Below are 26,831 nucleotides of genomic sequence, written 5' to 3'. Positions count from 1 at the left end.
GGAATACTCACGTAGAGTATAAAAATCTCCTGTATTGATAATAATTTAAAATCTATAGTAGACTGAAAAAGATTATTAAATTATAATACGACAATGATAAAAGAAGACAAATCAAAAACAATTTTTGAAGTGGAAGGGGCAGTAACTGCTTTACTACCTGCAGCAGAATTTAGAGTGAAGCTGGACAATGAACATGAGATTATCTGTCATGTATCAGGAAGAGTGAGAAGAAGTAAAATACGTATCATTATAGGCGATAGAGTGTTAGTTGAGATGAGTATTTATGATAGGAATGCAAGAAAGGGTAGGATAATAAAAAGGCTCAAGTGATAGAACAATCTCTAGATAATCTTATTCTTGCTTCATCATCAGAAAGGCGAGTAGCCTTACTAAAACAAATAAATATTAAGCCAGGTTTGGTTTTGCCAGCAGATACAGATGAATCACCTTTGAAGAAAGAGCTGCCAAAAGATTACTCAATCCGTATGGCAAAAAGTAAAGCCGAGAAAATACAAAGTGCAAATCCAAATTACTTTGTGCTTGGTGTTGATACAGTTGTTGCTTGTGGTAGAAGGATACTGCTCAAAGCTGAAAACGTTGAGCAAGCAGAAAAATGCGTTCGCTTGTTATCAGGAAGAAGGCATAGAGTATACACCAGTGTGTGTTTATTAACTCCTGATCAATCTAAACAGCATATTAGGACTGTAGTTACAATAGTGAAATTTAAGCGTCTCAGTGAACAAGAAATTAAATATTATTTAGCATCAGAAGAGTGGAAAAACAGGGCAGGGGGGTGCAACATACAAGGTCTTGCAGGAATGTTTGTATTATTTTTACGTGGCTCATACTCTTCTGTAATAGGGTTACCATTACATGAAACCCATTGCTTGCTAAGTAATTACTTTAACCTATACTAATACCACTGTCCTTTTTTTGTTTTTCTTCAGCAATAAGTTTAGCCCAGATTCTATTTCTATTTGCTAATGCAATTCTATTGCGATCAGGACTATCATTGCGTTCTGTTAAAGTATCTTTTCTTTCCTCTTCTATTCCAGCTTTCAGTTGTGCTGCATCTTTTTCTAGCAATTTACATAGTTCGCTATTTTTGTCTATAGTCAGATTAGTATTATCATTTTCTTGTTCTGCTTCTTGTTCTGCCACTTTTCTTTCTAATAACTTACGTACAGGGTCATATTTTTTACCTTCTTTTATTTCTTTCAACATACTTTCTGAGAATAAATCTTTAGTAGCCTGGTCTCTCAATCCTTTATTCAATTTTTCCAATGTATCTTTTGGTTCAATGGTTTCTAATCTCTTCTCTAATTGCTCAGAATTGACCTGAAAATTATCGTGGCTAGTGTAAGTTGGAGATGAGTAACCTGAGTCGTTTATTTCTTTCTCCGCTGCATTGTCTTTTAGCAATCCAGCTGCTAATAAATGTTCTTTTGTTTGCTCACTCATTTTCTTTTGATTTACTGGTTTTAGCAGGAATTTCTGAGTTTCTTTATCCAACTTACTGGTAAATTCCGTAAGTAGGGTATCATCTCTTTGTTCAACATTCATTAGGCTCGCTTTTAACTGTCCAGAATTTACTCGAGATTTTTCATGATTAGAGTGAGTTGGAGATGAATAGCCCGAATCGTTTGTTTTTATGTCTGTTGAGCTGTATTCTAGAGATTCATTTTCTTGTTCGGTTTCTTTTTGTTCATCGTTTCCTCTTTCTTCGTTTTCCTTAGTGCTAAGATAATCTTTTTCTTGTTTATAATCTGATTGAGGTTTTGAAAGCGTTATATACTCATCTTCGTTATCGCTCCAACCATCTTCGAAGTCAGAAAATTCTTCATCATACTCACTTTCACTACGTAATAACTCATTTTTTGCTTTCCATGCAAGAATCGAAGCTACATCATTTAGTGGTTGCTTATTTCCAGTATTGCGTGATTCTTTAGCGTTTTCATACTTAAATGCATCTTTAACTTTTTTGAATGCAACGTCTTGTACTGGTGCAGCGCTTTCAGTAGTTGTAGGATCAAAAATTGCACCTTTTTGACGATTATTAGATATTTGCTCACTTTCATCTGATTTTCGGCTTCCAGATGCAGTATATCCAAACGTAGTAAATGTAGACTGCCTATCGTTTTGATTTTGGCTTACAGATTTGGTGAAAGCAGTACTGTTTGAATGATCAGAATATGGAGAATTGTAGTTATTTCTACTATTAATCCGTATTGGCTGATACTCACCTTTTTGCTGATTATTAGGTAATGAACTAGTTCTAGGTGGCAGTGACGGTGGAATCTTTTTAGCAGATGCGTTATTAGAATTTGTAGTGCTAGTCGTTGCATGCTTAAACTCAACTTCTTGATCTTGAGTAGCTTGAACGCCAATACCTTTACTAATATCACTTTCTATGAAAGTTTCAGATGATTGTTGTTTCTCTTGTTCTTGTCCTTTCTCCTTGAATTGTATTTGATATAGGAATAAGCCACCTATTTTTACATCTGTGTTTGCTTTTAATTGTTCCTCAGTAACACCATTACGTTCAGTGAGATCTACACCATCTTTATCAATCTTGATTTTGATAGTACATTTTTTTCCATTTTTGTCATACCAATTCAAAGTCATTTCATATGAACCATCGATTACAACATAATGCCTTATTCTTTTCTCTCCTTCTTCGGCAACAAAACCGTGCATTCCGCTCTTTCCATCACTATGCAGCGTTGAAAATCCCGAAATTCCTTTCTTCTGACAAAAGTCACTATTTAAAAACTCGCTGATTTTAAACTCTTTTTTGTCATCTCCCAGTGTAATACTTGCGTGATCGCCATATATTGAAACTCCTGCGATATCATCAACATACTCTTTTAACCTTGCTTTAACTTCACTTTCAAGCTTTTGTTCGGCTTTCTTTATCTTGTTCTGCTCTGGAAGAATAACTTCATAAGCTTTATTTTTGTCTTCATCTATCTCCAAATTCCAGATGGGGTGCTTTATTAGAAACTTTACTGCATTAAAACCAACTCTGGAATTATAAATTGGGTCGTCTTCCTTTTTTATTTCATCGAATAAAGTAAAAAATCCTCGAATGAATTCATGATATTGTTGTGTGCTTTGAGTATTCATATTTTCCCTCACTAATAACCCTCTGCCTTTTAGCCTTAGCTAGTACAATTATTACGGGAATTGATTTAGTTTTTATTAAAGAAGTTGTATTGCTAACGTGATGACATGAGCTATTTTATGTTCACATCAAGCAATTTAAGTTGTCATTCCAGACTGGGATGACAACTTAAAATATTGCTTTAGCTCTGTTTTTGCAACTTCAAGTATTTGCTACTCATAGTAAATACTTCTGGATCTTGAGAAGTGAGCTTGAGTATAGCAAGTATGTTTATGAGCAGCAAAGCAGCAATTGAAATATCAGCGATATCCCAGAGTAACTTAACTCCACCGATTGCACCAAATGGAGTGATTAAGGTAAAAACTACAGTCCAGATTTTAGTGTATTTATTATCCATAGATACATAGCGTATTGTTTGTTTTGAACAAAAAAACCAAGTAAAGATAGTAGTAAAGGCAAAACAAAACATTATGGCCATAATTAAATAGTCAGTATAGGGCCAATTCATAGCTTTTCTAAAAGCAAAAATGCACATGTTAGTGCTCTCTAAATCAGTAATCCAAGAATCCGTGACAAGCAGTACCATTGTTGTAATGAACACTATAAGTGCAACTATAAAAGGAGATATTATTGTAATGAGGCTCTGTTCAATGATAAATTTATTGTTGTTTTTCTTAGGAACAATTGAAGAGTGCACAATCCCTTCGAGACCAAGCCCTATATCTGTTGCAAAAATACCTCGCAAAGTTCCTACTTGAATAATAGTCAACATTTCTAAAATAAAACCTAAAGATAAACCAGATGTAAAGCTACTAGTTGTAAAAAAACTGCTTGTTATTAGTTTTAGAGAAGGAAGAATATTTTCGCTAAACTTAAATAATATGATACCACAAAGTGTAAGGTAACTTACCGTCATTATCGGTATCATAGCCGATATAAAAATTTTAATTTTTTTTAAGCTAAGAGCTGCAACAACAAAAAATATTATGGCCATTACAATGCCGCCAATGACTACAGGTATATCTACCATGCTGAGTGGTATTGATAGAGAATTTACCTGAACAAGGTTACCAACTGTTATTGAAACCATCATCATAATAACTAGAAACACAACTGTAGCTTTTCTAGAATTAAATGCATCAGTCATGTAGGCTACAGGTCCACCTATAAACCGTCCATTTTTTTCTTTTCTGGTTTTTATACTTAGGTAACAAGTAACATATTTTATCACAGAAGTAACAACAATAATAATTGCCATCCATAAAATGGATCCCGGTCCTCCGATTTTTAGAGCAACAGCAGTTCCTGAAATATTTCCTACTCCTAAATTTCCCCCTAAGATTGTAAACAGAGCAGCTATAGAAGAAAATTTATTTTCTCCTCTTTTAGCTCCAATAAGTGAAAGGGCATACGGTAGTCTAAATATCTGCAACCATTTTAGTTTAACCGATAGGTAAACACCAGCAACTAGTATGAGTAGTATTGTTGGCAGTAATAAAACAAACTTTACTGTATCCATCTGTAAAAGAGAGATTTTTACTTGAGTATATAGCAAAAGTTGAAAAATACCTAACTTATTGTTTATGAGAAGTAACACTATAAAAGCTATAGTAAGCCTGCTAAAATCCTATTTTTCATACCACTCATTTATGAGTTTATTGATATCGGAATCCATAAAATCCTTTAGTGGTTGACTGGTTTTTATCTCGGCATTTTTAGGGATACACCTATCTTTACATATTGCGTACTTTATATGAAAGTTAATATCAGCGTATTCCTGATTTGGAATGATATTAGTTTTAAAGGGAAATAACACCATATCTTCATATATGTTACTAACAAATGTAACTTCCCCAACTTTATCTTTATGCTCCTTGGGAGTAGGCCAATGAATATCTATATTTGATATGTTACCCTCACAGTCAAAGGAAGTAGGAAGGCCGAAATCTCCAGGGTCTTTGTAATATATATGCCAACCTGGTTTTATTGTAACCTTTATTGTGCCTTCAATGGTGAGGTTTGCTTTATTTACCTTACCAATGAGCAGATCAAATTTTGCAACTTCTTCTTCAGCGCACAATTGAGTGCAAAAAAAAAGTAAAAGTAGGATTGAGTGTATACGTATTTTCATAAGAATAATCTTACTTTATTATGAAGAAAATAATTTCAATTTTATCTATTGTTAATATGATTGCTAATATAGCTATATTAGCAATCATATGTTATTTTTTTATTGCTAAGCAGTTATAATATTAAAGAGACGTAACAAATATAAATAGTAGTGGCTTTTTATAGAAAATCACAAATTTATTTCCTTTATAAATGTAAGACTTTTTAGAACTAGAAAGATACCTTGGAGCAACTTGCTCCAAGGCTCTTGTTTACTTAGAATCCACCCATTCCGCCCATTGCTCCTGCACCCATAGGTGATGAAGCATTTTCTTCTTTATTTGGTAGATCAACTATCATAGATTCAGTAGTAATAAGTGCGCTTGCTACAGACACTGCCGTTTCAAAAGCAATACGAACTACTTTTGCCGGATCAATTACACCAGCTGTTGATGCATTAGCGTAGTTCATAGCCTCAACGTTGTATATAAGCTCTTTATCATTCTGCTTAATCAAATAGTCAATTATAACAGCAGATTCAAGACCAGCATTTTTAACCAATCTTTTGATTGGAGCACTGAGAACTTTTTTGACAATGTTGATACCTATTTGCTCTTCATCGCTTGAAGCTTTTAGCTTATCAAGAGTAGATGCAGCATAAAGAAGTGCAACTCCTCCACCTGGAACTATCCCTTCTTCAATTGCAGCTCTTGTTGCATGAAGTGCATCTTCAACTCTATCTCTGCGTTCTTTTACTTCTACTTCGGTTGCTCCACCAACTTTGAGCACAGCAACGCCGCCTGATAATTTCGCTAAACGCTCTCTCAGCTTTTCTTTATCATAATCAGAGGTTGAAGTTTCAATCTGAGATTTAATCTGGTTAATTCTAGCATCCACTCTGTTTTGTTTATCAGAGTCGCTGTCTTCACTAACAATTGTAGTATTGTCTTTAGTGATTTTAACATTTTTAGCAGTACCAAGATCTTCGAGAGTTAAATCCTCCATCTTGATTCCAAGCTCATCTTTTATGACATACTTAGCACCTGTTAAAGCTGCTATGTCTTCGAGCATTTCCTTTCTCCTATCACCAAAGCCTGGAGCTTTTACTGCAGCAACTTTTAGACCACGTAATTTGTTGATCACTAAAGTGCTTAATGCTTCACCTTCAACATCTTCTGCAATGATAAACAAAGGTTTACCAGACTTAAAAATAGCCTCAAGAATAGGAAGTAAAGGTTGAATAATATTAAGTTTTTTTTCTGTAATCAGCAAATATGGATCATCAAGCTCCACGCTCATCTTTTCATTATTTGTAACAAAGTATGGAGAGAGATAACCACGGTCAAACTGCATACCAGTTGTAAGTTCAACTTCTAATTCTTTTGAACCCTTACTCTCTTCAACAGTAATGACGCCTTCTTTTCCAACCTTTTTAACAGCATCAGCAATGCTATTACCAATATCTTTATCACCATTTGCAGAAATTATTGCAACTTGTGCAACTTCATCCATTTTCTCTAAAGAAATTGTGCGAGACATTGATGTAATTTCCTTTAATATCACATCTTTTGCCTTCTGTATTCCATTTTTGATACAAATACGATCATTTCCAGCTGCAATTGACTTTGAAGCTTCCATTATCATATTGCTAGTCAGTATTGAGCATGTTGTGGTACCATCACCAACTTTGTCATTACACTGAGAAGCACTTTGAGCAATGGTGCTTACTATCGCAGAGTGTAATGGTTTTTCAGGCTTTATACCTTTCATTACCTTATAGCCATCCTTTGTGACCTCTGGTCCACCATATGGCTTGCTAATTCCTATTGTATTTCCCCTAGGCCCTGCAGTTGCTCCCACCGTTGAGTCAACCATTGCTGCAACTTCACGAAAGGCTTCTTGCAACTGTTCGCCTGATACTACTATGTTAGCCATTTTTATCACTCCTTAAATTAATAAAAAATTTAGAATATTAAAATACATAATGCACTATATAGCGCATTAGTTTAGTAAAATAGGGATACCTACTTGATAACAGCAAGTAGGTCTGACTCCTTCATCACGACATACTTTTCATTGTCATGCTCTACTTCTGTGCCAGCCCACTGCCTGTAGAAAACCTTATCACCAGTTTTTACAGTTAAAGCTATACGCTCTCCGCTTGAGTTGCGTGAACCACTACCAATTGCTATAACTTCACCTTTAGTAGGCTTCTTTTCAGCACTTGATGGTAGTACAATTCCACCTTGTTTTTCTTCAGTAATAGGCTTTATTAGCACGTTATCATCTAATACATTCAAATTTACACTTGACATTTATGTTTCCTCATTAATAGATTAACCTACAATTCTATGTAGTCATCTAAAGGTTACATTTCAAGGGTTGGAGTTAGTAAAAGTGTATAATTAAGATTTGAACAGAAGTTTTATGGGTTACATACCGCTAGCAAACCGTAGTCTAATATCTTTATACGGACCAGATACGAGAGATTTTCTTCAGGGTGTTATAACAAATGATATTAATAAACTAAGTAGCCAGCAGGCAATTTACTCTTTATTACTCAACCCTCAGGGAAAATATCTGTACGATTTTTTCCTCATTGAGCATGATAAATATATTTATTTGGAGTGTGAAAATGCCCATCTACAGCAAATAATTGAAAAATTAGACTTGCTCAAAACTTACCTTAGAGTGAGGATTAAAGACATTAGTTCACTATATAAGGTTGGAGTTTTGTTTGATGCTAAGTTGGCGAAGTGTAGTAGTAAGTCACAAGTTATTTTTCAAGATCCAAGGCACAAGCTGCTAGGAATGAGGATCATACATGAAGATGAAATAAAAGAACCGGTTGGAGATTTTATTCAGTATGAAAAAGTTAGAATTAAAAACCTTGTCCCAGATGGAGCAAAAGATATGGTGCAAAATTCATCATTTCCGCTGCAATATTTAATCGATAAGATAAATGGTATAAGCTTTAATAAAGGGTGCTATATAGGTCAGGAAGTTGTAAATCGAATGAGCAGACAAGAAAAATTCAGAAGGAAACTTTACCTTGTTGAGGGAAAAAATGCACTTCCAAATATTGGCACTAAAGTAATCAGTGAACATAATGAAGAAGTAGGAGAACTACGCTCTAGTGTCGACAATATTGGACTTGCATTGCTTAATACTGGAAAAAGCCACGCAAATTTATATGTCGGTGGAGTTAGCATTAAGACGTTATAAAATATCTATTCGAGTAAAAGCCCCTTTTTCTTGTTTAAGTGTTTGCAATACTAGTTAAATTCTTGACTTTATTATTTAAATATATCATAATTAAAGTATATTATTATTTTTAATAGGAGAGTTTGATATGGAGTTAACAGCAGAACAAGAAACTTTATTAAATGATCTAAAGCTTGTAATGAAAGGAACCGGAACTAAGGATATAGTTCAAATACTTGAAGAAGCTAAAACAGAAGATCTTTTTACTGTTTTTAAATTATATAGAGGCGAAAAAGGAGACGAAGATTCTCCTTATACAAGAGTTAGCCTTTTATTCGATCTTCTTGGTAAGAATAAAATTTGCGAATCAGCCGTTTTCGATATGGTTAAAAAGAGAAATATATTAAAAGAATTTTTAAGTATCGATCTTGGCTTTGTAAAATCGGATAATGGTATTCGCGAAGATTATAGAATGGTTGATATTATTGTGAAATCTCCAGTTAATATAACTGAATTTTTAGATTTAATCAAAGACAAATTTGGATTAAAAGAGTTTTGGAAAGCTTCATCCGAAGCGGATCGTAATATGATTGAAGGTGCTTTAGAAAGAGAGATACTGAAAGATGATCAAGAGAAAAGTAAATATGAAAATTATCTAAAAGAAATCAAGACAATCGAATCGGAACAAAAGCTCAATACAATAATATTAAGGGGAATGGCAAGGACACTAGATTTTGGAGATAACCGTGAGTCAAGGAAAGAGGCAGCTAAGAAAGGAATGAAATTTGGTGCTATTGGTGGTGCTATAACTGCATTGGCGGTTGGGTTAGGATTGTATTTTGGTACTGGTGCTGCATTAACGGTATTGCCGACTATAATTGGTATAGCTTTAGTCGCTGCATTATTAGTTGGAGCTACGATTTATGCTATTACATATGATGTTTTAAAGCCTAAGAGTTGTGTAGATACCGTTTACGTTTATAAAGGGTTTGACACTGTAAAACAAGAAGCTGATACAGAGACAAGTATGGTAGTGCTTGGTTAAGTAAAAAAAGGAAGAAGTCTCTTCTTCCTTTTTTCCAAGTTTTTTATTTAGCTAGGTATCCTAGCTATCTTGTCCTATGTGTAATCATAAAGAACTATATTGTTTCTAAAAGCCCCTTTTTCTTGTTTTACAGAATTGTTAATAACTAAGTTGATAACCTAATAGAGTATATAATTTTACATTTCTGAGTACTTTGGAGATCTATAATAAATATGATCTCCAAATACTAATATATATATAATTGAGAACAAAAAACTGTGGATAACTCTGAAAAAGATCAAAAAAGACATCAAAAAGAGTATGATTAGATTGAGATATTTATAGAAAAACCTACTCAATTGATAAATATCTTAACGCTTTTTAAGAAAAGACAAATAGAGGGTCGTATTGGAGCTAAAAGATAAAATTTTTAAGTGCTTTTGAAGCGATACTTTAGGTATTTTTAAAGTAATACTTTTAAAGTATCAATTGAACATTTTTGAGCATTAATCTGGAGGTTCAACAGGCACTTTTTTATGCTGTTTGAGAAGAGCAAAAATTGCATTTTCTCTTGCTGAAAGCTTGTGTTTCTTATATTTTCCATAATATACATTATGTAATTTTTAATACTAACAAAAATATCTGCCAATCTTTTAAACAACAACCTATCGAACCTCCGGATTAGTACTTAAAAGGAACTATTAAAGTACCTTTTTAAGATTAAACGGTAAATCGATGTGTTACCTTTTGGTTTTCCCAAAAAATAAGCTCCCACGAATCTTTAATAATGATTAATGCTGAATCCTCAATAATCCTTTTTCCATTGTATAATTCTTGTTTTTGCTCTTGACTTAATATATAACAATCCCAACCTTTATCCTCAACTTCCTTATCAACAAGGTTTCCTTTCACATCACGCTTCATTTTGTGATGTTTAACAACCATGCGAATAGCACCAGTTGGTTTTTATTAGCTATAAAGTAAAGGTCAAGTATCTGGAATTCTGGACATAAAATCCTCCTGTGTAAAAAAAGTTAGAAAAAAATGCAGTGCATATACGAAAGATATACACTGAAGAATATATTTTTTAATAAGTTTGATTAAAAAGTCTGCAGACTAAAGATAGATTTTGAGCTCTTAAAATATCTCTAATTGTAATTATAATGAGGTTGGAAATATGCGGAAGTAATTTTTATACGTTAGCTACAGTTAAAACACAATTGACTTTGCCTAGTTAATATTTCAAATTATAAAAAAGACAAATAATTTCATGATATTGCAGGGCAAAAAAGGGTTAATAACCGGAATAATAAATAAAAGGTCAATAGCATATGGTATAGCAAAAACTCTCTCAGAGCACGGAGCTGAGCTTGCAATAACTTATCAAAATGAAGTAATAAAAGAGAAATTATTACCAATAGCGAATGAATTAAATGTGGAGCTAACACTACATTGTGATGTTTCAAATAAGGAAACCATAGATAGTGCTTTTGGGAAAATAGAGAAAAAGTGGGATAATCTTGATTTTTTGGTACATGCAATAGCATTCTCCGATAAAAATGAGCTCAATGGTAGATACGTCGATACTTCACTAAAAAACTTTCTCAATGCAATGCATATATCATGCTATTCTTTTACTGCTTTAGCGCAAAGAGCGGAAAAAATGATGTTAAATGGCGGTAGTTTACTTACTTTATCTTACTATGGTGCTGAAAAAGTTATGCCAAATTATAATGTGATGGGTTTATGTAAAGCAGCACTTGAAGCAAGTGTAAAATATATAGCATGTGATCTCGGACCACAGAACATCAGAGTAAATGCAATTTCTGCTGGTCCAATCAGAACTTTGGCATCTTCTGGAATAAGTGACTTTCACTCCATATCGGAATGGAATAGAAGTAATTCTCCACTTAGACGCAATGTTACAATAGAAGATGTTGGTAAGGCAGCACTATACTTATTAAGCGACCTGAGTAGTGGTACAACTGGAGAAATTTTACATGTTGATTCAGGGTATAATGTTGTGGGAATGAAGATAGTAGACTAATACAGTACTGCAGATGCATGTGAAGCCTGTGTTTTTTTGTTATCCGACTAATTGACATTGGAGCCCAGTATCAGCTACTAGAATGACAACATTTTTTACTTAAATCTTCGCATATTAACCATAGAGTTATTATTTTACAAGTATTTGCTGCCGCTGATCTTCCATTTGGGTTAAGAGATTGTGCGTGAGGATTGCTCTTGAAGTTGCCTTGCAAGGGAAAAAGTCTTGTTCCTCCCGATCTTGGAGTTGCTTTGCAAGCAAGAAATCCTATTGTTCTTGTGTCTGTTTTACTAAGACTTTATTCTTATTAAGCAGTGATTCAAAATGAGCATGGCTTTTATTATAGAATGCCCCCTATAGAAGCTTACTATTACCCATAAATCTAAAAATGGAGAAAAAGCTGCTATTTTACTAATTCAACTTTCTATTATAAATAGATCTATGGTCTAAAAATGGAATATATGATGAAAAGAACTATAAATACCTCAACTGGCGAATGGGCAGAAAGTGAATTTGGAATTGTTAATTTTGGTGATATAAGATTAAGTAAAAGGCTTCTAAAAATAGTTAATAGTTTTGCTGAATCGCCTGAGCGTTCAATAAATCAAGCTTGTGAAGATTGGCATCAAAGTAAAGCAGCTTATAGATTTTTCCAAAACGATGCCATTTCTGAAAGAAAAATATTAGACAGTCATATAATTAAAACTGTTGAAAGAGCTAAAGAATACTCAACTATCTTAGCTATCCAGGATACGAGTTATATTTCATATAAAAATCATAAAAAGACCGAAGGATTAGGGATTATAGCAGCAAGATTAACATCTAAAACAACTAATTTTAAAACCCATGGATTAGTGATGCATACAACGTTTGCAGTTACAACAGAAGGACTACCTATAGGATTATTGGATCAAAAAATTAGTACTAGACCTTCCTTAACTGAAGACCTAAAGGAGTTGAAAAGAAGAAGCCATAATACTGCTCTTCCCATAGAAGAGAAAGAAAGCATACGGTGGATAGCATCACTTAAAGACTCTACTAAACATCCTGGATTAAAGGATGTTAAGGTAGTTACCGTTTGTGATAGAGAAGCAGATATTTATGATTTATTTGAAGTTGCTTCCACTAATCAATCTCTTTTTGTAGTAAGAGGAAATCAAAACAGAACAGTAAACAAGAAGTCGACTTATTCTGAAAAAGGTGGTGAAAGATTGTGGGATTTGATGAATCGCATGTCTTGTCAAGGAGAAATTCAAGTGAGTATTCCTGCTCGCGATAAAAAACCTCAAAGAACAACAGTTTTAGAAGTAAAGTTTAGTAACTTTGTGATGAATGCATCAAAAAACAACGCTAGACGTAAAACCCAAAAACTTCCTAATTTAAATTTAAATGCTGTCTATGTTATAGAAAGATATCCCCCATTTGGCGAAGAGCCCATAAACTGGATTTTGTTAACAAATATAAATATTAATAATTTTGAAGAAGCAGTAGAAAAAATACAATGGTATTGCTTAAGATGGAGAATAGAGGTTTTTCATAAAATTTTGAAATCCGGTCTTAAAGTTGAAGAATGTAGGCTCCAAACAGCAGATAGATTGATCCGCTTTCTTACAATTATGAGTATAATTGCATGGAGAATATTTTTTATTACATTGGTAGCTAGAACAAATCCGAATCTTTCTTGCACTGTCATACTGACTGATGACGAATGGAAGGTTTTATATACCAAAATGCTTAAGACAAAAAACTATCCTGAGACTCCACCACCTATAAGAGAAATTGTGAGGTGGGTGGCCAAGTTAGGAGGGTTTTTAGCTCGCAAAAATGACTTAGAACCAGGTCCTATAGCCTTGTGGAAGGGATGGAAACGTCTCTTTGATTTAGCAGAAGGATGGAGACTTGCTCATGAATTCTATACTTGTGGGTAATAGTAAGAATCAAGACCATTCGTGACAGTTCTAATTCTTGATTTTTACTATCTAACTTCTTTTTAATTCGTCTAACATCACTTCTCTTTTTATAAAGAATTTTGGTAAATAGCTCAAATTAAAGGAAAATGTAACTTCATCTTTTTTTCGAGAGCTTATTAGCACATTCTCGAATCTTTCACACACTCCTTCTATATCTTTCTTTTTCGCTGGGTTTTTTCCACTAATCTCTTTTAGTGTACTATTAGCTAACTTTTCCATTTCTTCATCTAAAATATACCCATGTGATTTTTCAGACATTCCACTAAATACATATTCCTTTCCAAGTATTTTTTTGAGTATATGTTCTTCTTTATTTGGTATGTTGGATTCATGTTCCCTTAACCCCTTCCTCTCTTCTAATTCCCAATCAAAGAGAAGCCGATAGCCATATCTTTCAGTAGAGCTATGTTCCTTTAATCGATAGCACCTGGAATTATCACCGTCTATTATTTTTATGCCTACTTTTTCATATAATTCTGAAGTCGTAAAAATTTCACTACTTTGCTTATCTTTTACTTTATATTCAGATTCTAATGGTTTGAACTTAAAAATTTTCGCTGATTTATGCACAAGCTGCTTAGGAAATTTATCATCTTTTGACCTACCTAAAATAACACCTTTAGTTATGAGATTAACGGAAAATTCTTGTGTATTAGATGAAATATAATTTATTACTCTATATACAGCATCTGTTGCAAGTTTCTCAATTGCTATCTCCCATAAATCGATATCATCATCTACAACCCTACTCATTTTTTTCTCAAATTTCTGAAAAATTTCCAAACCAGCCTTTACTAAAATCTCTCTCTTGTTATCTCCAGAAGACACAATTGCTGCATAAGCCGCTTTCTTTTCTCTTTTATGTCTTTTTGCAGAAATAAGACCCATAAACCTATTGACTCTTTGCAAAGCGAATTTAAATAGACCTGGTGCAATAGTATCATTCACAGCTGATGTACATTCATCTACAGCTTTGCCTGTTTTCAGTATTTTTGAATCTGGTCTTACCTCTTGAGAAATTTGAGAGTACTTTTCCTCGAATACTTTAACAAAAACCCTAACAAAAAAGAGCATCTTTTCCTTTATCTCATCACTTGTAATGCTTATACAGCTAAACATTTCTTCATCATCAGTCGATGTACTACTGCTGCCTATAGATGAAGATCTTGTTACCCCAGGGCTCTCTTGACTTCGTACACATTGAAGTTCTTCATTAGATAACCTGTCTTCATAGTCAACTGTTGCTCCTATTGTTGACTCAGTAGGCAATACCTCTATACCAGGGCTAGATTCTTTATAATATTCATAGTCCATTTGATTATCTGTCACATCCTTCATTTCTGCTTCGGAATTTTGTTGAAAGCAAATAGACTCACTGTCTAATTTTTTTTCACTAGGCCTGATGTTATAGCAATTAGGTAACATTTGTTTTCTTAAGATTGGCTCAAAATGAAATTTCCCTCTATTTATTATGTGTATAGTATCTCCTCTATAGTAAACTTCCTTATTCAAAATATCGCGATCTAATGCACCCTTTTGGTAACCTTCTCTATCAATAAGATGATGTGTTATTACATTTCCTCCATTGCAAGTAATGCGTTCTTTAATAAAATGCAATCTTACCTTATATACTATACAAATTATTCTTCCCTCAATTTCTGGCAGACCCCATGTAGCCGTAGTTAATTTTAATCTATCTATTGCTCTATACCCTTTCTTAATATCATCTGCGGTAAACTCAATTCGTTGAACATAAGAAGAAATGCTTCCACCATCATTTTTTAACGCTTCTGTAAGCCATGACGAATCAAGACCAAATTGACTCTTTGCAAATATCTTACAAATCTTCCTTAAAGATTTTGCAGTAAAGGTCCCTAAAGGCTTTAATTGATTAAGTCCTTGTGCAACTGCATCAAAGAAACAATCTCCTTCTCCAATTGATTCCCCTATTATAAAATCTTCCGGCAAATCTAAATCAATAGGTATTTGTTGACTACTAGATGATAGTGTATCTTTTATTAACTCAGATCGATTAACTGCTTGTTTAAAATAATCTACAGAATGTGATGTCTTTAACATAATACCCCACACATTTATTACGTAAAATATAATTTTGTTATGGCTAAAAAGATCTAGCAAAGCAAGAACTTTTTAGCATATTTTAGCATTTTATTTTAGTTTGTATTTTTAAAACTAAAACAGCCAAATTTATAGACTCATGTACTTTATACATTTATTTTGACTGAGAAAAAGATTAGGATGTATTACTTGATTAACACTACCCTTTCTTTTATCTTTTAAACTTTTTAGGATTAAACTTAATATACTTTCAGTTAAATCTAAACTTCATCTACAACAACCGCACCATAAATTTTTTCTGCGGTACATCTAGAAGCAATGATAACGTGGCAGTTAAAGCTTGTAAAGCAATTTTTATATAGCAAGATTCAGCTATTTAATAAAAAGATCGTGGCTAGACCAAAAAATATAAGAGCTGAGAGAATATCAGTTGTTGCTGATGTTAAGATTGAAGACGAAACAGCAGGATCGGATCTTAAACGATGAAGCATTATAGGAATAAAAGTGCCGATAAATGTTGCAATGATCGACATTGCAATCATGGAAACTACGAAAATGATCTCTACTTTTAAACTATGGAACCTTATTGCTAATACTACGAGTGAAATTGTAGATAAAATCACTCCATTTATAAGACCTATTAAAAATTCTTTCATCAGTATTCTTTTTGCATTTTGCTCAGTTAGATATTTTGTTGCGATTGCCCGGATAGTTAGTGTTACTGTTTGGGATCCTGCATTTCCGCTCATTGATGCAATTATTGGCATAATTATTGGTAGTACTATAAAACTTTCTATTACGTTATCGAAAAAGCCAACTACTATAGAACATATTGTTGCAGCTAAGAGGTTAAATAATAACCAAGGTAGCCTTTTAATTATAGTTTTATGTATAGGAGCATTTATATCAGATTTAGAAGATACACCGCTTATTTTAAGTACATCCTCTTCTGCTTCTTGCTGAACAATTTTGATTACATCTTCAATAAGGATTACACCGATAATTTTACCATTCTTATTTACTACTGGAGCTGATAATAGAGAGTAATCCTTAAATATTCTTGCTACTTCTTCTTGGTCCATTCCAGTTTTAATTATTTTTATATCTTGACTCATTATCTCTTTTATTATTGTTTCTCCTGAGTGAGATATTACCTTATTTAAGTTGAAACTACCTATAGGTTCTAATTTCGAGTTAATGATGAAGATTTGGTAAAATGTTTCTGGTATTTTTTTATAATTGCGCAAGAATTCCATTAGCTGATTTATCGTCCAATAATATGGAGCTATAACCATATTTTTATGTATCAATCTTCCTGCACTTTCTTCTGGGTATGATAACAATTCCTCTACTAATTTTTGAGTTGCATTGGGTAAATAGTTAAGTATGTTTTCTATAGACTTTCTATCCAAATCTTTCACTATGGCTACTATGTCTTCTACATCAAGAAGCATTAGTAACTTTGCTGTATTTTCTATTCCCAATATTTCTATGATCTCTACTTGTAAATCTGGTACTACATGTACTAAGGCATCACTTAACAAATGTTGATCGAGGATATTAACTAATTTCTCCCTGTGATCACTGATCGAAGTAGATAAAAAATAAGCTAACTGAACGCTATCTATCGTTTTTACAATATTACGAACATTTTCTAATTCTTGATTATCTAGAGACTCTATTAAATCATCAATAGCCTTTTTGTCTAAACCATAATGAGAACTTGTTTTAATATTCATTACTTTACCTTATTTTTTTAATAAATATACACACTTGATTTTATTGAACATTCAAGTATAATAAAATTATTTTGAATTAACTATTATATGGTTAAATTTCTATTTTGTTTGCTGTTATTGTTATTGATAATAAATATATTAAAGTCTAAAGTATAATGAAAACCCATCCAGAAATCCTTGAATACTTTCAAGGCTTAAATAAAAGTATTTCTCTTATCAGGAGGTGTCTTTGACATAGAAAGATTGAAGTTGCGTCTTGAAGAGCTGGATTCTCAAGCGTCGAATGATAATCTGTGGCAAGACAATCAAAAAGCACAAGAAATTTTAAAAGAACGCTCTAAAATTAAGCATGAAATAGAATCGTTTTCAAAGCTAGAAAGCGATTACAACGATGCTATCAGCTTGATGAAATCTGCTATTGATGAGAATGATGAAGAATTTTTTTCTGAAGTTGAAAATGAATTAGCCAAGCTAGAGAAATTAATCAAACTTAAAGAGACAGAATCCTTATTTACTGGTGAAGCAGATAATAATAACTGCTTTCTAGAAATCCACTCAGGAGCTGGTGGAACAGAGAGCAATGATTGGGCCGAGATGCTCATGCGCATGTATACAAGATGGGCAGAAATTTATCACAATTTTAAAGTTGAAGTTGTAGAAAAATTAGATGGTGATGCGGTTGGTATAAAATCTACAACAATAAAGATCATCGGAGAAAAAGCTTACGGGTGGGCAAAAAGCGAAAGTGGAGTTCATAGATTGGTTAGAATATCACCATTTGATGCAAATGGTAAACGTCATACCAGTTTTGCAAGTGTAGGAGTAACTCCAGTGATTGAAGATTCAATAGATATTGTTGTCGATGAAAAGGATTTAAAGATCGATACTTACCGTGCCTCTGGAGCAGGCGGTCAGCATGTAAATAAGACTGAAAGTGCAGTACGTATTACACATATTCCAACAGGTGTTGTAGTTCAATGCCAAAATGGTCGTTCTCAACATAAAAATAAAGATGAAGCACTAAAGCTACTTAAAGGACGTTTATATAAAATTGAATTGGAAAAAAAAGAACAGAAAATGGCCGAAGAATATGGTAAGAAATGCGATATAGGTTGGGGCAGTCAGATCAGATCGTATGTTATGCATCCGTATCAAATGGTGAAGGATTTAAGGACTGGACATGAAGTCGGCAATATAAATTCCGTTTTTGATGGCAATATAGATTGTTTCATAGTTAGTATATTGGAGTTAAAATGAGATTTATTAAAAAGTTAAGTTTTATGCTCTGCTAATAAGGGGAAAAGAAAACCAAAACCTACTGAGAAAAATGGAACAACTTTGTGAATATATTTATTATCCAAGTAGCTGATGAAAATGGCAACTCGTTTCTTATGGGCACAAAAATGTAATATGAAGAGAAATCTTCGTACATTAAGTTGTAGCCGCGCAACGTCTGCCATTGATGATTATTTCACCTACTGTAACTGCTGCTAAAATAAAGCAGTAATACACTTGTGTTAACAAAGAAATAGGTGAGACAGAAGCAATGCTACCTGCTAGCAGCAGCTGGGAACCATAAGGCAAAATGCCTTTTGTAACACAAGCAAAAATATCTAATAAGTATGCACTACGGTATGGCGGAATATTGTGCTTTTGTGCAAGCCTTTTTGCAATATCGCCACTTAATAAAATAGCAATGGTATTATTAGCAACCAAAACAGTAAACATAGATGCTATACCCGCTATTACAAATTCAGCTTTAGTTTTTGTAATATTACTTTCATCGATGAGTCTATATAATGCCTCTTTACCCTGCTTATACATTATATGGCTTAACCCACCAATAAATAGAGCGAATATCACTATCTCGTTTACTTTTGTGAAACCGTCATATATGTTATGAGAGAGTTGGATGATAGTATAGTCAAAAAAAGTTACCCCTAATACACCAGCAATAATTATATTTACAGTTATTGTGACTAAAGTAGTCATTTCAAATAACCCCATGATTATTAAAGAAATATAAGGAATAATCTTTATTAGTGATAAATAATCTAAATTTGATGTAGGAATAATTTTTGTACTATCTGCCATAACTGCTAGATAGACAAGTGTTATAATGCTGGCAACAAATGCTACTTTAGAATTTACTTTAAGTTTATCCTTTATCGTAGCACCCTGTGAAGACACAGATGCAATAGTAGTGTCAGATATCATTGAAAGGTTATCACCAAATACGGCACCTCCAACTACAGTTGCAGTTCCTATTTCAAGACCAAAAGCTCCACTTTTTGCTAAGTTAACAGCTATTGGTACCATCAATACAACAACTCCCATAGATGTACCAATTGCAGTTGATATAAAAGCGGAAGCCACAAATACTCCAGGCAGTAGTAATCTTGCTGGAAGAAAATTGAGAATTAAATTAGCAACAGTATCTGCACTACCAATTGATTGAGTAACCACAGAAAATGCTCCAGAAAATAGAAAAATTAAACACATAGTAAGGGTATTTTTATCACCCATACCCTCGATGACAGTATCTATGTTACGTTGAATTTTACCTGCATTGCGTGCAACAGCAAAAAATAGTGCCGGTAGTAGGCAAATTACCGGTGAAACTTGGCGAAGCGGATTATCAATTCCGATAAAGGAAAAATAGATACCACTTCCAAGGTATAAGATTAAAAAAATAATTAAAGGAAAAAAAGCTGTCATTTTGCTGCCTTAAAACTTATAATTATAATCAATTAAGTGGTTTCAGACAAGCTTAGTTTTCTGCAAGTTAATAACAGTCTTTTAGACTCTCAAGTTACGCTATGGAAAAATGTGTTGACCATTGTACCATAATATATAGCATCAAAAAATATTCTACAGTATGAGGTAAAGCTATGGTAATGTCATATGAGCAATGGGAAATAATACTAGGTATAGTTGATCAGAAGGAAGATTTAAGCAAAGATAATGTAATTGAAAAAATAAAAGAGCTACTAAATAAAGCAAGGATACTGGAGAGAAAAGAAGTATTAAGAATGTTAGAAGGGATATCGCATAAATTAGAAATATCAAACGAGATTCCAATAGTGCAAGAGACACCAGAGCCATTAAAAAAGAGACTAAAAGTGCAACATATACCACAGACATTAGAGAAATCAGAAAAAATACTAAAAGAGCAAGGAGTATCAGATGCACAAAAGATATTAAAGAGAGTACTAAAAAAGTTAGGTGTACAAGAGACATCAGAAAAATCAAAAGCAGTAACGACAGAAGATGTACTGAATGTGCGAAAAACATCAGAGAAAATGCCAGTGATGTTAGATACACAAAAGATACTAGAGGCAATAGAGAAGCTAAAGAAAGCAAGTAAAGATGTGTATCACGAGTGGAAGAAAGCTAGATTTAATGTAAATTATTGGTTTACATTAAATTACGATATACATAGTGGGTATGATCAATACGGATTATTGTGTTTAGCTATGGATTTTAACTTGATGAATGTATTCAATGCTCTGTGTAAAGCAAAAGGAATCAATATTCACTCAAAAGGGCCATTTTCTCAATGGAATGTTTTACATTGGGCTACTGAAAATAGCAATGCAAAAATGGTATCAGAGCTAATAAAAAATGGAGCAAATGTTAATAGTATGGATTCATCTCAACGGACTACTTTATATCAGCCAGCTGCAAATGGCGATATAGAAATAATAAAAATCTTAGTAAAAAATAAGGCAGATGTTAATGCAGAGGATCTAGCGAGATTGACTGCTTTATATGAGGCTGCCGGTCATGGCCATAAAGAAGTAGTAAAGTACTTAATGAAGAATGGAGCAGATGTTAAGAGGAATGGGGCGCTTAAACTTACTCCTTTACATCTTGCTGTTGCAAATGTCAATAAAGAAGTGGTGGATTGTATAATAGAAAACGATGAGAATATTGGCAAAAATATTGAGAAAGTGGATGTATTTGGATGGACTTCTTTATATTGGGCTGCTGCAAAGAATGATACACCAATATTAAAGAGCCTATTACACGCCATATCACGATGTAGAGCAAGTGTTGATATAGAGGATATGTTATTGGGGCGAACTCCCTTACATATTGCTGCTGCGCTTGGTAATTTGGAAGCAGTAGAGCTCTTAATAAGCTATGGAGCAAGTGTTAATCATAAGGATGCATGGGGATGGACTCCTTTTGATTGTGCCTTTACAAAGAATGATGTGCAAATGATGGATGTCCTGATAGGAAATCGAGCAACTATTGCTATAAAGGATTTATGTAAAATACTGCCTACTATTTGTCCATGTAATTTTTTTGAAATACAACATACCCTAGTGCAACTTGAAATATATGATGAGGTAATGAAATTAGCTGGAGCTGAAGTTTTACGTTATGCTGCCAAACATGGTAATATACAATTGGTATGCACTCTATTAGCACTTGGAGCAAATGTTAGTGCAAGTAACGATGTAAGATTAACTGCTTTACATGAAGCTGCCAAGTATAACCATCCGGAAGTAGTAAAGATCTTAATTTTATATGGAGCAAATGTTAATGCGCAGAATGACTTAGGGGAATCTCCTTTAACTTATGCTGTCGAACGTAGAAACTGGATAGTAGTAATGACTTTACTATGTTATAACGCAAGTACTTTATTGCCTGATCACTGCGGTGAAACTATAAGAGATTTAGCTGAACGTCAAGGCATAAGTAATCTTCTAGTGGAAGCAGAACAAAGAGCACTAGATATACTTACGCGGCTTAACTTAGAATCAAGTATACTCAGAAACAAAGCATTAATGAAAGTGCAACACACAGCTTCACATATGGTGCAACACATAGCATCATATATGTTGAGAGAAATAAAATCACGTCTATCTATCAGCTTTGAATTTATGATAAGAGATCAAGCTAACCAAATTGAACAATTACAGTATAACGCTAAACTTAATGAAAAAAGAGTAGCATTTATAACTGACCAAATTAAATGTATGAAGTTAGGAACTAATACTAAAGCGTGTCCAGCTGAAATAGATGAAGTAAAAGAACAAATATTACATAGTCCTTACAGGTGGTCATATCGCACTAAAAATGTTAATGTAGAAAGAGTAACACCTTTGGCTAATGGCATTGCGCGTATGCAGTTAGAGCCTAGTACTAAACTAGATATGGTAGAAGATGGACAAGCATCACTATCATCTATCATAGCCATGAAGAATATGTGTACTCGTATGGAAGATACAATCATCTCTAGATTTCTAACTCATAACGCTGGAAGACAGATGTAAGTAGCTGACACTGAAAAGTATATTAGGTAGAGTTATGTGCTATTAGATTTCAGTGTACTCTACTTTCATTATAAAATTTCTATAAGTAAGATGCCAGATAGTACCAAAACCATATTAGTAGAAGACAATAACGTTAGGCTCGATAGGTACATTAGAAGAATTTTTCCCAATTTGAAACAATCTGCAATTGAGAAGTCTTTAAGGAAAGGGTTAATCGAAGTTGATGATTGCAAAGCAAAGTCTAGTGATAGAGTAAATTCTGGACAAACTATAACGCTGAAGCACTTGAATTATATTGAGAACGCTAATTCTGACTGCAAATATAATGAAAAGTTAGTGAATCTACTAAGAGAGAATATATTATATGAAGACGAATATATACTAGCTATAAACAAACCTGCAGGGGTCATTGTTCAAGGTGGCGTAAAAGTAAAGATTAGCATTAGTGATTTGCTTGACCAAATAAGAGAGGGAGAAATATTTAAAATTGTCCATAGACTAGATAGAGATACGAGCGGAGTGATAATATTCGCACGCAATGCTAGTGTTGCCAGATACCTTATGGAGGAATTTAAAGGACGGAGGGTAAAAAAAACTTATTTAGCATTAACTTCTGGCATGCCAAGCAAGGATAGTGGAATAATAGATTATCCGTTGGTAAAAAAATATATTTCTGGTCAAGAAAAAGTGGTCGTTGATGAAAGCTCACCTCAAAGTGCCACTACGCATTTTTCAATTATAGCAAGGTTAAAACATAATGTTGCTTATTTAAAATTACAACCAATTACCGGCAGAACCCATCAGTTACGTGCACATTTAGCTCATATAAATTGTCCCATTCTTGGTGACGGTAAATACGGTGGTAAAAAAGCTTTTATTGATGAAGTGGCAAATAAAATTCACCTTCATTCGCATTCTTTATCTTTAAAATTGCCAAACAATAAAGAAATCACTATTACCGCTCCTATCCCTAAGCACATTGAAAAGTCTATTGAAGCGCTATTTTTCGACTGAAAAGATTTCACCAATCAACTTTTCTGTCTTTGGCTTTGATTTGAAGCACAGATATTAGGCTAATTAATGCGCAGGCAGTAAGATAAATGCCTGCTGCAAGTTTTGTTTCGGTTTTTTCTATAAGAAACATGCATATCGATGGAGAAAGGCCGCCGAAAATCCCTGCTGATATGTTATGAGCTAAACTGAAGCCAGTACATCTAACTTTTGTTGGAAATAATTCGCAGGCGAGAGAATTATATATTCCAAAAGATGCACCTATCGGTATGCTCATCAACAGAAAAGTGAATGTTATAATATAGTGATTAGCATATGATAATAGCGAAAGTACCGGCAAGCTAACACAAGCTAAAGTTACTAATGTAGGAATTATCACATTTTTTCTTCCAATTTTATCAGAAAGTATTGCAAACAGCACTGCAGACGTTCCAAATGTGATTTCAACCATGATCCTTACTAGATTTTTAATATCAATGCCTGAAAGAATAAGCTCTTTTACAGATATGTTGTAAAACATGATTACTGAATAAACAATTGCGTTTTGAGCAATGCCAAGTCCAATTGCTATCACAAATGCTCTTTTATAATTCTTGATTAATTCTAAAAAGGGAGAGTTAGATAAGCTTTTATTTTGGTCATGAGTTTTATATGCTAGACTCTCTTCCATTATGTATCTTATTAAAAAACCTATAATGCCCATAACAGAGCAGAAATAGAAAAGCAACCTCCAGCCCCAAATCTCATAATTTTCACCTGTAAACTTTTTGCAAATGGCTATCATTACAAAACATGTAATAGAACCAAGAGCACCACTAAAAGCTTTTATGCTACCTAAAAAGCCTAAATTCTTTTTATCGCTTGAATGCTCTATTAAAAAGGCTGAGTTAATGCTCGTTTCCCCTCCTGTTGCCATTCCTTGTATTATTCTACAAAGCAGAAGCAATATAGGAGAAAATATTCCTATTTCTCTAAAACTTGGTATAATTGCAATTGCAGTAGACGATATTGAAGCTAATATTACGGAAGTCAGTAAAATTTTTCTCCTGCCATACTTATCTCCAATGTAACCAAAAATAAACGCACCAAGTGGTCTAAATCCAAAGCCAATTGCAAAACTGCCAAGAAATTTGATTGTGCTCAAATAATTATTTTCTGAAGGAAAAAAAACGTTGCTTATTATATGAGTTAAAACTCCAAACAGAGTTACTTCATACCATATAATCATATTGCAGATTATGCTTGATAGTATTGCTTTTTGAATATCGTTCATAACTTCCAGTTTACCACACTCCGCTATAAAAATTTTTATTCAATAACCTTCAAGGATAATTCACGTAAATGCTTATCATCTACTTTAGAAGGAGCGCCCATTAGAACATCTTCTCCTTGCTGATTCATAGGAAAACAGATTACTTCACGAATATTCGGCTCATCTGCAAGTAGCATAACCATTCTATCAACCCCTGGCGCTATTCCACCATGAGGTGGCGCTCCAAACCTGAATGCACGCACAAGCGCGCCAAATTTTGTATCAACTTCCTCTTTACTGTAGCCTGCAATGGCAAAAGCTCTGTACATAATATCTAGTTTGTTATTACGAATCGCCCCACTTGAAAGCTCTATTCCATTGCAAACGAGATCATATTGATAAGCAAGGATATCTAGTGGATCTTTGTCTTCTAAATCCTTCAAGCCACCATGTGGCATGGAAAATGGGTTATGAAAGAAATCTATTTTTTTGCTTTTATCATCATATACAAAATATGGAAAATCGATGACCCAGCAAAACTTAAAGATATTGTCATCTATAAGACCTAGTTGTGATCCTAAGAGAGAGCGAACTTTCCCTGCAATTATTGCTGCTTCATTTTCCTTATCAGAAGCAAAAAATACACTATCTCCAGGCTTTACATTTGTTATTTCTTTTATAGAATTTAACCTATTGTCATCAAGAAATTTAGCAATTGGTCCTTTTGCAATGCCGTCCTTATCAAATGTTATATACCCAAGACCTTTAGCACCTAATTCTTTTTGCGCATGTTCTATTTTTTTATCAAAAAAGCTACGTGGTTCCTCCGCTGTTTTGGGAGCAGGAATGGCTCTGACTACCATACCTCGCTCAATATTGCTTTTGAAAATATTGAACTCTGAATTACGGAAAATTTCTGTTACATCGCTGATCAATAGTGGATTGCGCAGATCTGGTTTATCAGAACCGTATTTGAGCATTGCGTCTTTGTATGTAATACGTGGAAAATCTTTATCAACTGATTTGCGAGAAAATTTGGCAAACACTTTATATAAGGTAGATTCAATAACCTGAAATATATCTTCTTGAGTTACAAAAGACATTTCAAGATCTAGCTGATAAAACTCCCCAGGAGAACGGTCAGCCCTTGCGTCCTCATCACGAAAACAAGGTGCAATTTGAAAATATTTATCAAACCCTGAAACCATAAGCAACTGCTTAAAAATCTGTGGAGCTTGTGGTAATGCATAGAATTTACCAGGATTTAGTCTGCTTGGCACTAAATAATCACGTGCTCCTTCAGGAGAAGAGGCAGTAAGTATGGGAGTTTGAATATCTAAGAATCCTTGCTCTATCATAAGCCTCCTGAGCTCTGAAATGATCTGTGAACGTAGAATAATGTTATTACGAACCTTTTCACATCTTAAATTAAGAAAACGATATTTAAATCTCATGTTTTCTGGGTATTCTTGCTCACCGGCGATACTTGCTAATATACTCCTTTCTTCTTTTGCTATTTCTTCATCACAGTGGAACTCAACTTCAGATTCAACTTGTAAATTACTAACTATAACTTCAATTTCTCCTGTGGAAATAGAGCTATTTACCGTATCTTCAGTTCTAGCTTTGACTATTCCTGTGACAGTAATCACACTTTCTGATTTTAAATTCGAAATTTCATCAAAAAAATCTTTATCGTTATTGAATACCAACTGAGTAATCCCATGAAAATCTCTTAAATCAACAAAGATTAGGTTACCATGGTCACGTTTACGGTACAGCCACCCAGAGAGAGTAACTTCCTTTTCTACATCATTCTTCCTTAATTCATTACACTCGTGAGTTTTATAACAGTTCATTTAATTGAAATTTCTAGAATACAAAAAGATTATAAAATAAATTAACCTTTGGGCAAGATAATATCTAAAGATCCTTTATAAGCAATTCTGATTTAGATATACTTTTTTATTATGTGTGTTGAGGTGTA

At 33.6% G+C, this 26,831-nt stretch carries 20 protein-coding genes; 9 read left to right on the top strand and 11 right to left on the bottom strand.

Translation table 11 applies throughout. The features are described 5' to 3' along the window. Positions 1-93 precede the first annotated feature (93 nt). Positions 94-330, top strand: coding sequence for a translation initiation factor IF-1 (infA, locus tag HGO49_RS06605; protein ID WP_007302820.1), 237 nt, complete (start codon positions 94-96; stop codon positions 328-330). Then, positions 327-917, top strand: a complete 591-nt coding sequence (locus tag HGO49_RS06600) for a Maf family nucleotide pyrophosphatase (protein WP_017531625.1) — start codon at positions 327-329, stop codon at positions 915-917. The genes infA and HGO49_RS06600 overlap by 4 nt, the downstream gene beginning before the upstream one ends. Here the strand turns inward: HGO49_RS06600 and HGO49_RS06595 are convergent. The 5 genes from HGO49_RS06595 to HGO49_RS06575 all read right to left on the bottom strand — a co-directional run bounded on the left by HGO49_RS06595 (position 904) and on the right by HGO49_RS06575 (position 7,548). Continuing rightward, positions 904-3,126: a hypothetical protein gene (locus HGO49_RS06595; RefSeq protein WP_017531624.1), complete on the bottom strand. Its 2,223-nt coding sequence runs from the start codon at positions 3,124-3,126 to the stop codon at positions 904-906. The genes HGO49_RS06600 and HGO49_RS06595 overlap by 14 nt on opposite strands. A gap of 179 nt (positions 3,127-3,305) precedes the next feature. Then, the gene (locus tag HGO49_RS06590) at positions 3,306-4,643 is read right to left on the bottom strand and encodes an alanine:cation symporter family protein (RefSeq protein ID WP_026092576.1); all 1,338 of its coding nucleotides are present in this window, start codon (positions 4,641-4,643) and stop codon (positions 3,306-3,308) included. Between the two features lie 108 nt (positions 4,644-4,751). Continuing rightward, a complete protein-coding gene (locus HGO49_RS06585) occupies positions 4,752-5,255 on the bottom strand; it encodes a protein-disulfide reductase DsbD domain-containing protein (RefSeq protein WP_017531622.1) in 504 nt (167 codons plus the stop codon). 254 nt (positions 5,256-5,509) lie between these two features. After that, positions 5,510-7,168, bottom strand: coding sequence for a chaperonin GroEL (groL, locus tag HGO49_RS06580; protein WP_017531621.1), 1,659 nt, complete (start codon positions 7,166-7,168; stop codon positions 5,510-5,512). A gap of 89 nt (positions 7,169-7,257) precedes the next feature. Further along, positions 7,258-7,548 (bottom strand): co-chaperone GroES, encoded by a 291-nt coding sequence (locus HGO49_RS06575; protein ID WP_007302813.1) that lies wholly within the window; start codon positions 7,546-7,548, stop codon positions 7,258-7,260. Between the two features lie 112 nt (positions 7,549-7,660). Between HGO49_RS06575 and ygfZ the strand changes: the two genes are divergently transcribed. Continuing rightward, positions 7,661-8,458: a CAF17-like 4Fe-4S cluster assembly/insertion protein YgfZ gene (ygfZ, locus tag HGO49_RS06570; RefSeq protein WP_006012580.1), complete on the top strand. Its 798-nt coding sequence runs from the start codon at positions 7,661-7,663 to the stop codon at positions 8,456-8,458. Between the two features lie 127 nt (positions 8,459-8,585). Then, entirely contained in the window at positions 8,586-9,482 is an 897-nt protein-coding gene (locus tag HGO49_RS06565) for a hypothetical protein (RefSeq protein WP_017531620.1), read from the top strand. 699 nt (positions 9,483-10,181) lie between these two features. Here HGO49_RS06565 and HGO49_RS06560 read toward each other — a convergent pair. Then, the gene (locus HGO49_RS06560) at positions 10,182-10,406 is read right to left on the bottom strand and encodes a hypothetical protein (RefSeq protein ID WP_017531618.1); all 225 of its coding nucleotides are present in this window, start codon (positions 10,404-10,406) and stop codon (positions 10,182-10,184) included. A gap of 325 nt (positions 10,407-10,731) precedes the next feature. Here HGO49_RS06560 and HGO49_RS06555 point away from each other — a divergent pair, with 325 nt between their 5' ends. Then, on the top strand, positions 10,732-11,508 hold the full coding sequence (locus HGO49_RS06555) for an enoyl-ACP reductase FabI (protein WP_017531617.1): 777 nt from the start codon (positions 10,732-10,734) through the stop codon (positions 11,506-11,508). Between the two features lie 461 nt (positions 11,509-11,969). Next, positions 11,970-13,436, top strand: a complete 1,467-nt coding sequence (locus HGO49_RS06550) for an IS4 family transposase (protein ID WP_172758531.1) — start codon at positions 11,970-11,972, stop codon at positions 13,434-13,436. Between the two features lie 51 nt (positions 13,437-13,487). On the opposite strand, the gene HGO49_RS06545 is transcribed toward HGO49_RS06550, so the two are convergent. Together HGO49_RS06545 and mgtE are read right to left on the bottom strand one after the other, a co-directional pair. Next, positions 13,488-15,557, bottom strand: a complete 2,070-nt coding sequence (locus HGO49_RS06545; protein WP_017531719.1) for an OTU domain-containing protein — start codon at positions 15,555-15,557, stop codon at positions 13,488-13,490. Positions 15,558-15,925: 368 nt separating this feature from the next. Then, positions 15,926-17,296 (bottom strand): magnesium transporter, encoded by a 1,371-nt coding sequence (gene mgtE / locus HGO49_RS06540; RefSeq protein ID WP_017531720.1) that lies wholly within the window; start codon positions 17,294-17,296, stop codon positions 15,926-15,928. A 155-nt stretch (positions 17,297-17,451) separates the two neighbouring features. Here mgtE and prfB point away from each other — a divergent pair. Beyond that, positions 17,452-18,553, top strand: a protein-coding gene (prfB, locus tag HGO49_RS06535) for a peptide chain release factor 2 (protein WP_237398552.1) whose coding sequence is annotated in 2 segments (ribosomal slippage) — positions 17,452-17,517 and positions 17,519-18,553 — 1,101 coding nt in all. Because the reading frame shifts where the segments join, the coding sequence is not laid out codon by codon here. A 174-nt stretch (positions 18,554-18,727) separates the two neighbouring features. Here prfB and HGO49_RS06530 read toward each other — a convergent pair. After that, complete coding sequence (locus tag HGO49_RS06530; RefSeq protein WP_017531722.1) at positions 18,728-20,014, bottom strand: Na+/H+ antiporter NhaC family protein; 1,287 nt, start codon at positions 20,012-20,014, stop codon at positions 18,728-18,730. 179 nt (positions 20,015-20,193) lie between these two features. Here HGO49_RS06530 and HGO49_RS06525 point away from each other — a divergent pair, with 179 nt between their 5' ends. Then, entirely contained in the window at positions 20,194-22,581 is a 2,388-nt protein-coding gene (locus HGO49_RS06525) for an ankyrin repeat domain-containing protein (RefSeq protein ID WP_237398551.1), read from the top strand. Between the two features lie 90 nt (positions 22,582-22,671). Beyond that, positions 22,672-23,595, top strand: coding sequence for an RluA family pseudouridine synthase (locus HGO49_RS06520; RefSeq protein ID WP_017531724.1), 924 nt, complete (start codon positions 22,672-22,674; stop codon positions 23,593-23,595). A 7-nt stretch (positions 23,596-23,602) separates the two neighbouring features. On the opposite strand, the gene HGO49_RS06515 is transcribed toward HGO49_RS06520, so the two are convergent. Both HGO49_RS06515 and aspS read right to left on the bottom strand, forming a co-directional pair. Then, entirely contained in the window at positions 23,603-24,865 is a 1,263-nt protein-coding gene (locus HGO49_RS06515) for an MFS transporter (RefSeq protein WP_017531725.1), read from the bottom strand. A 35-nt stretch (positions 24,866-24,900) separates the two neighbouring features. Then, positions 24,901-26,703 carry an aspartate--tRNA ligase gene (gene aspS, locus HGO49_RS06510; protein ID WP_017531726.1) on the bottom strand — a complete coding sequence of 601 codons (1,803 nt, stop codon included), beginning with the start codon at positions 26,701-26,703 and terminating at the stop codon, positions 24,901-24,903. Between the last annotated feature and the right edge of the window lie 128 nt (positions 26,704-26,831).

The sequence above is a fragment of the Wolbachia endosymbiont of Diaphorina citri genome (assembly GCF_013096535.2).
In the GTDB taxonomy this organism is placed as follows: Bacteria; Pseudomonadota; Alphaproteobacteria; order Rickettsiales; family Anaplasmataceae; genus Wolbachia.
The sequence above is the reverse complement of the archived record's forward strand: the minus strand, read 5'-3'. Positions and strand labels throughout refer to the sequence as shown.

Excerpts from the sequence above, each read along its gene's own strand:
- infA (WP_007302820.1), top strand. The coding sequence starts at position 94 with ATGATAAAAGAAGACAAATCAAAAACAATTTTTGAAGTGGAAGGGGCA.
- HGO49_RS06595 (WP_017531624.1), bottom strand. The coding sequence starts at position 3,126 with ATGAATACTCAAAGCACACAACAATATCATGAATTCATTCGAGGATTT.
- HGO49_RS06590 (WP_026092576.1), bottom strand. The coding sequence starts at position 4,643 with ATGGATACAGTAAAGTTTGTTTTATTACTGCCAACAATACTACTCATA.
- HGO49_RS06585 (WP_017531622.1), bottom strand. The coding sequence starts at position 5,255 with ATGAAAATACGTATACACTCAATCCTACTTTTACTTTTTTTTTGCACT.
- groL (WP_017531621.1), bottom strand. The coding sequence starts at position 7,168 with ATGGCTAACATAGTAGTATCAGGCGAACAGTTGCAAGAAGCCTTTCGT.
- HGO49_RS06575 (WP_007302813.1), bottom strand. The coding sequence starts at position 7,548 with ATGTCAAGTGTAAATTTGAATGTATTAGATGATAACGTGCTAATAAAG.
- ygfZ (WP_006012580.1), top strand. The coding sequence starts at position 7,661 with ATGGGTTACATACCGCTAGCAAACCGTAGTCTAATATCTTTATACGGA.
- HGO49_RS06565 (WP_017531620.1), top strand. The coding sequence starts at position 8,586 with ATGGAGTTAACAGCAGAACAAGAAACTTTATTAAATGATCTAAAGCTT.
- HGO49_RS06560 (WP_017531618.1), bottom strand. The coding sequence starts at position 10,406 with ATGGTTGTTAAACATCACAAAATGAAGCGTGATGTGAAAGGAAACCTT.
- HGO49_RS06555 (WP_017531617.1), top strand. The coding sequence starts at position 10,732 with ATGATATTGCAGGGCAAAAAAGGGTTAATAACCGGAATAATAAATAAA.
- HGO49_RS06550 (WP_172758531.1), top strand. The coding sequence starts at position 11,970 with ATGATGAAAAGAACTATAAATACCTCAACTGGCGAATGGGCAGAAAGT.
- HGO49_RS06545 (WP_017531719.1), bottom strand. The coding sequence starts at position 15,557 with ATGTTAAAGACATCACATTCTGTAGATTATTTTAAACAAGCAGTTAAT.
- mgtE (WP_017531720.1), bottom strand. The coding sequence starts at position 17,296 with ATGAATATTAAAACAAGTTCTCATTATGGTTTAGACAAAAAGGCTATT.
- HGO49_RS06530 (WP_017531722.1), bottom strand. The coding sequence starts at position 20,014 with ATGACAGCTTTTTTTCCTTTAATTATTTTTTTAATCTTATACCTTGGA.
- HGO49_RS06525 (WP_237398551.1), top strand. The coding sequence starts at position 20,194 with ATGTCATATGAGCAATGGGAAATAATACTAGGTATAGTTGATCAGAAG.
- HGO49_RS06520 (WP_017531724.1), top strand. The coding sequence starts at position 22,672 with ATGCCAGATAGTACCAAAACCATATTAGTAGAAGACAATAACGTTAGG.
- HGO49_RS06515 (WP_017531725.1), bottom strand. The coding sequence starts at position 24,865 with ATGAACGATATTCAAAAAGCAATACTATCAAGCATAATCTGCAATATG.
- aspS (WP_017531726.1), bottom strand. The coding sequence starts at position 26,703 with ATGAACTGTTATAAAACTCACGAGTGTAATGAATTAAGGAAGAATGAT.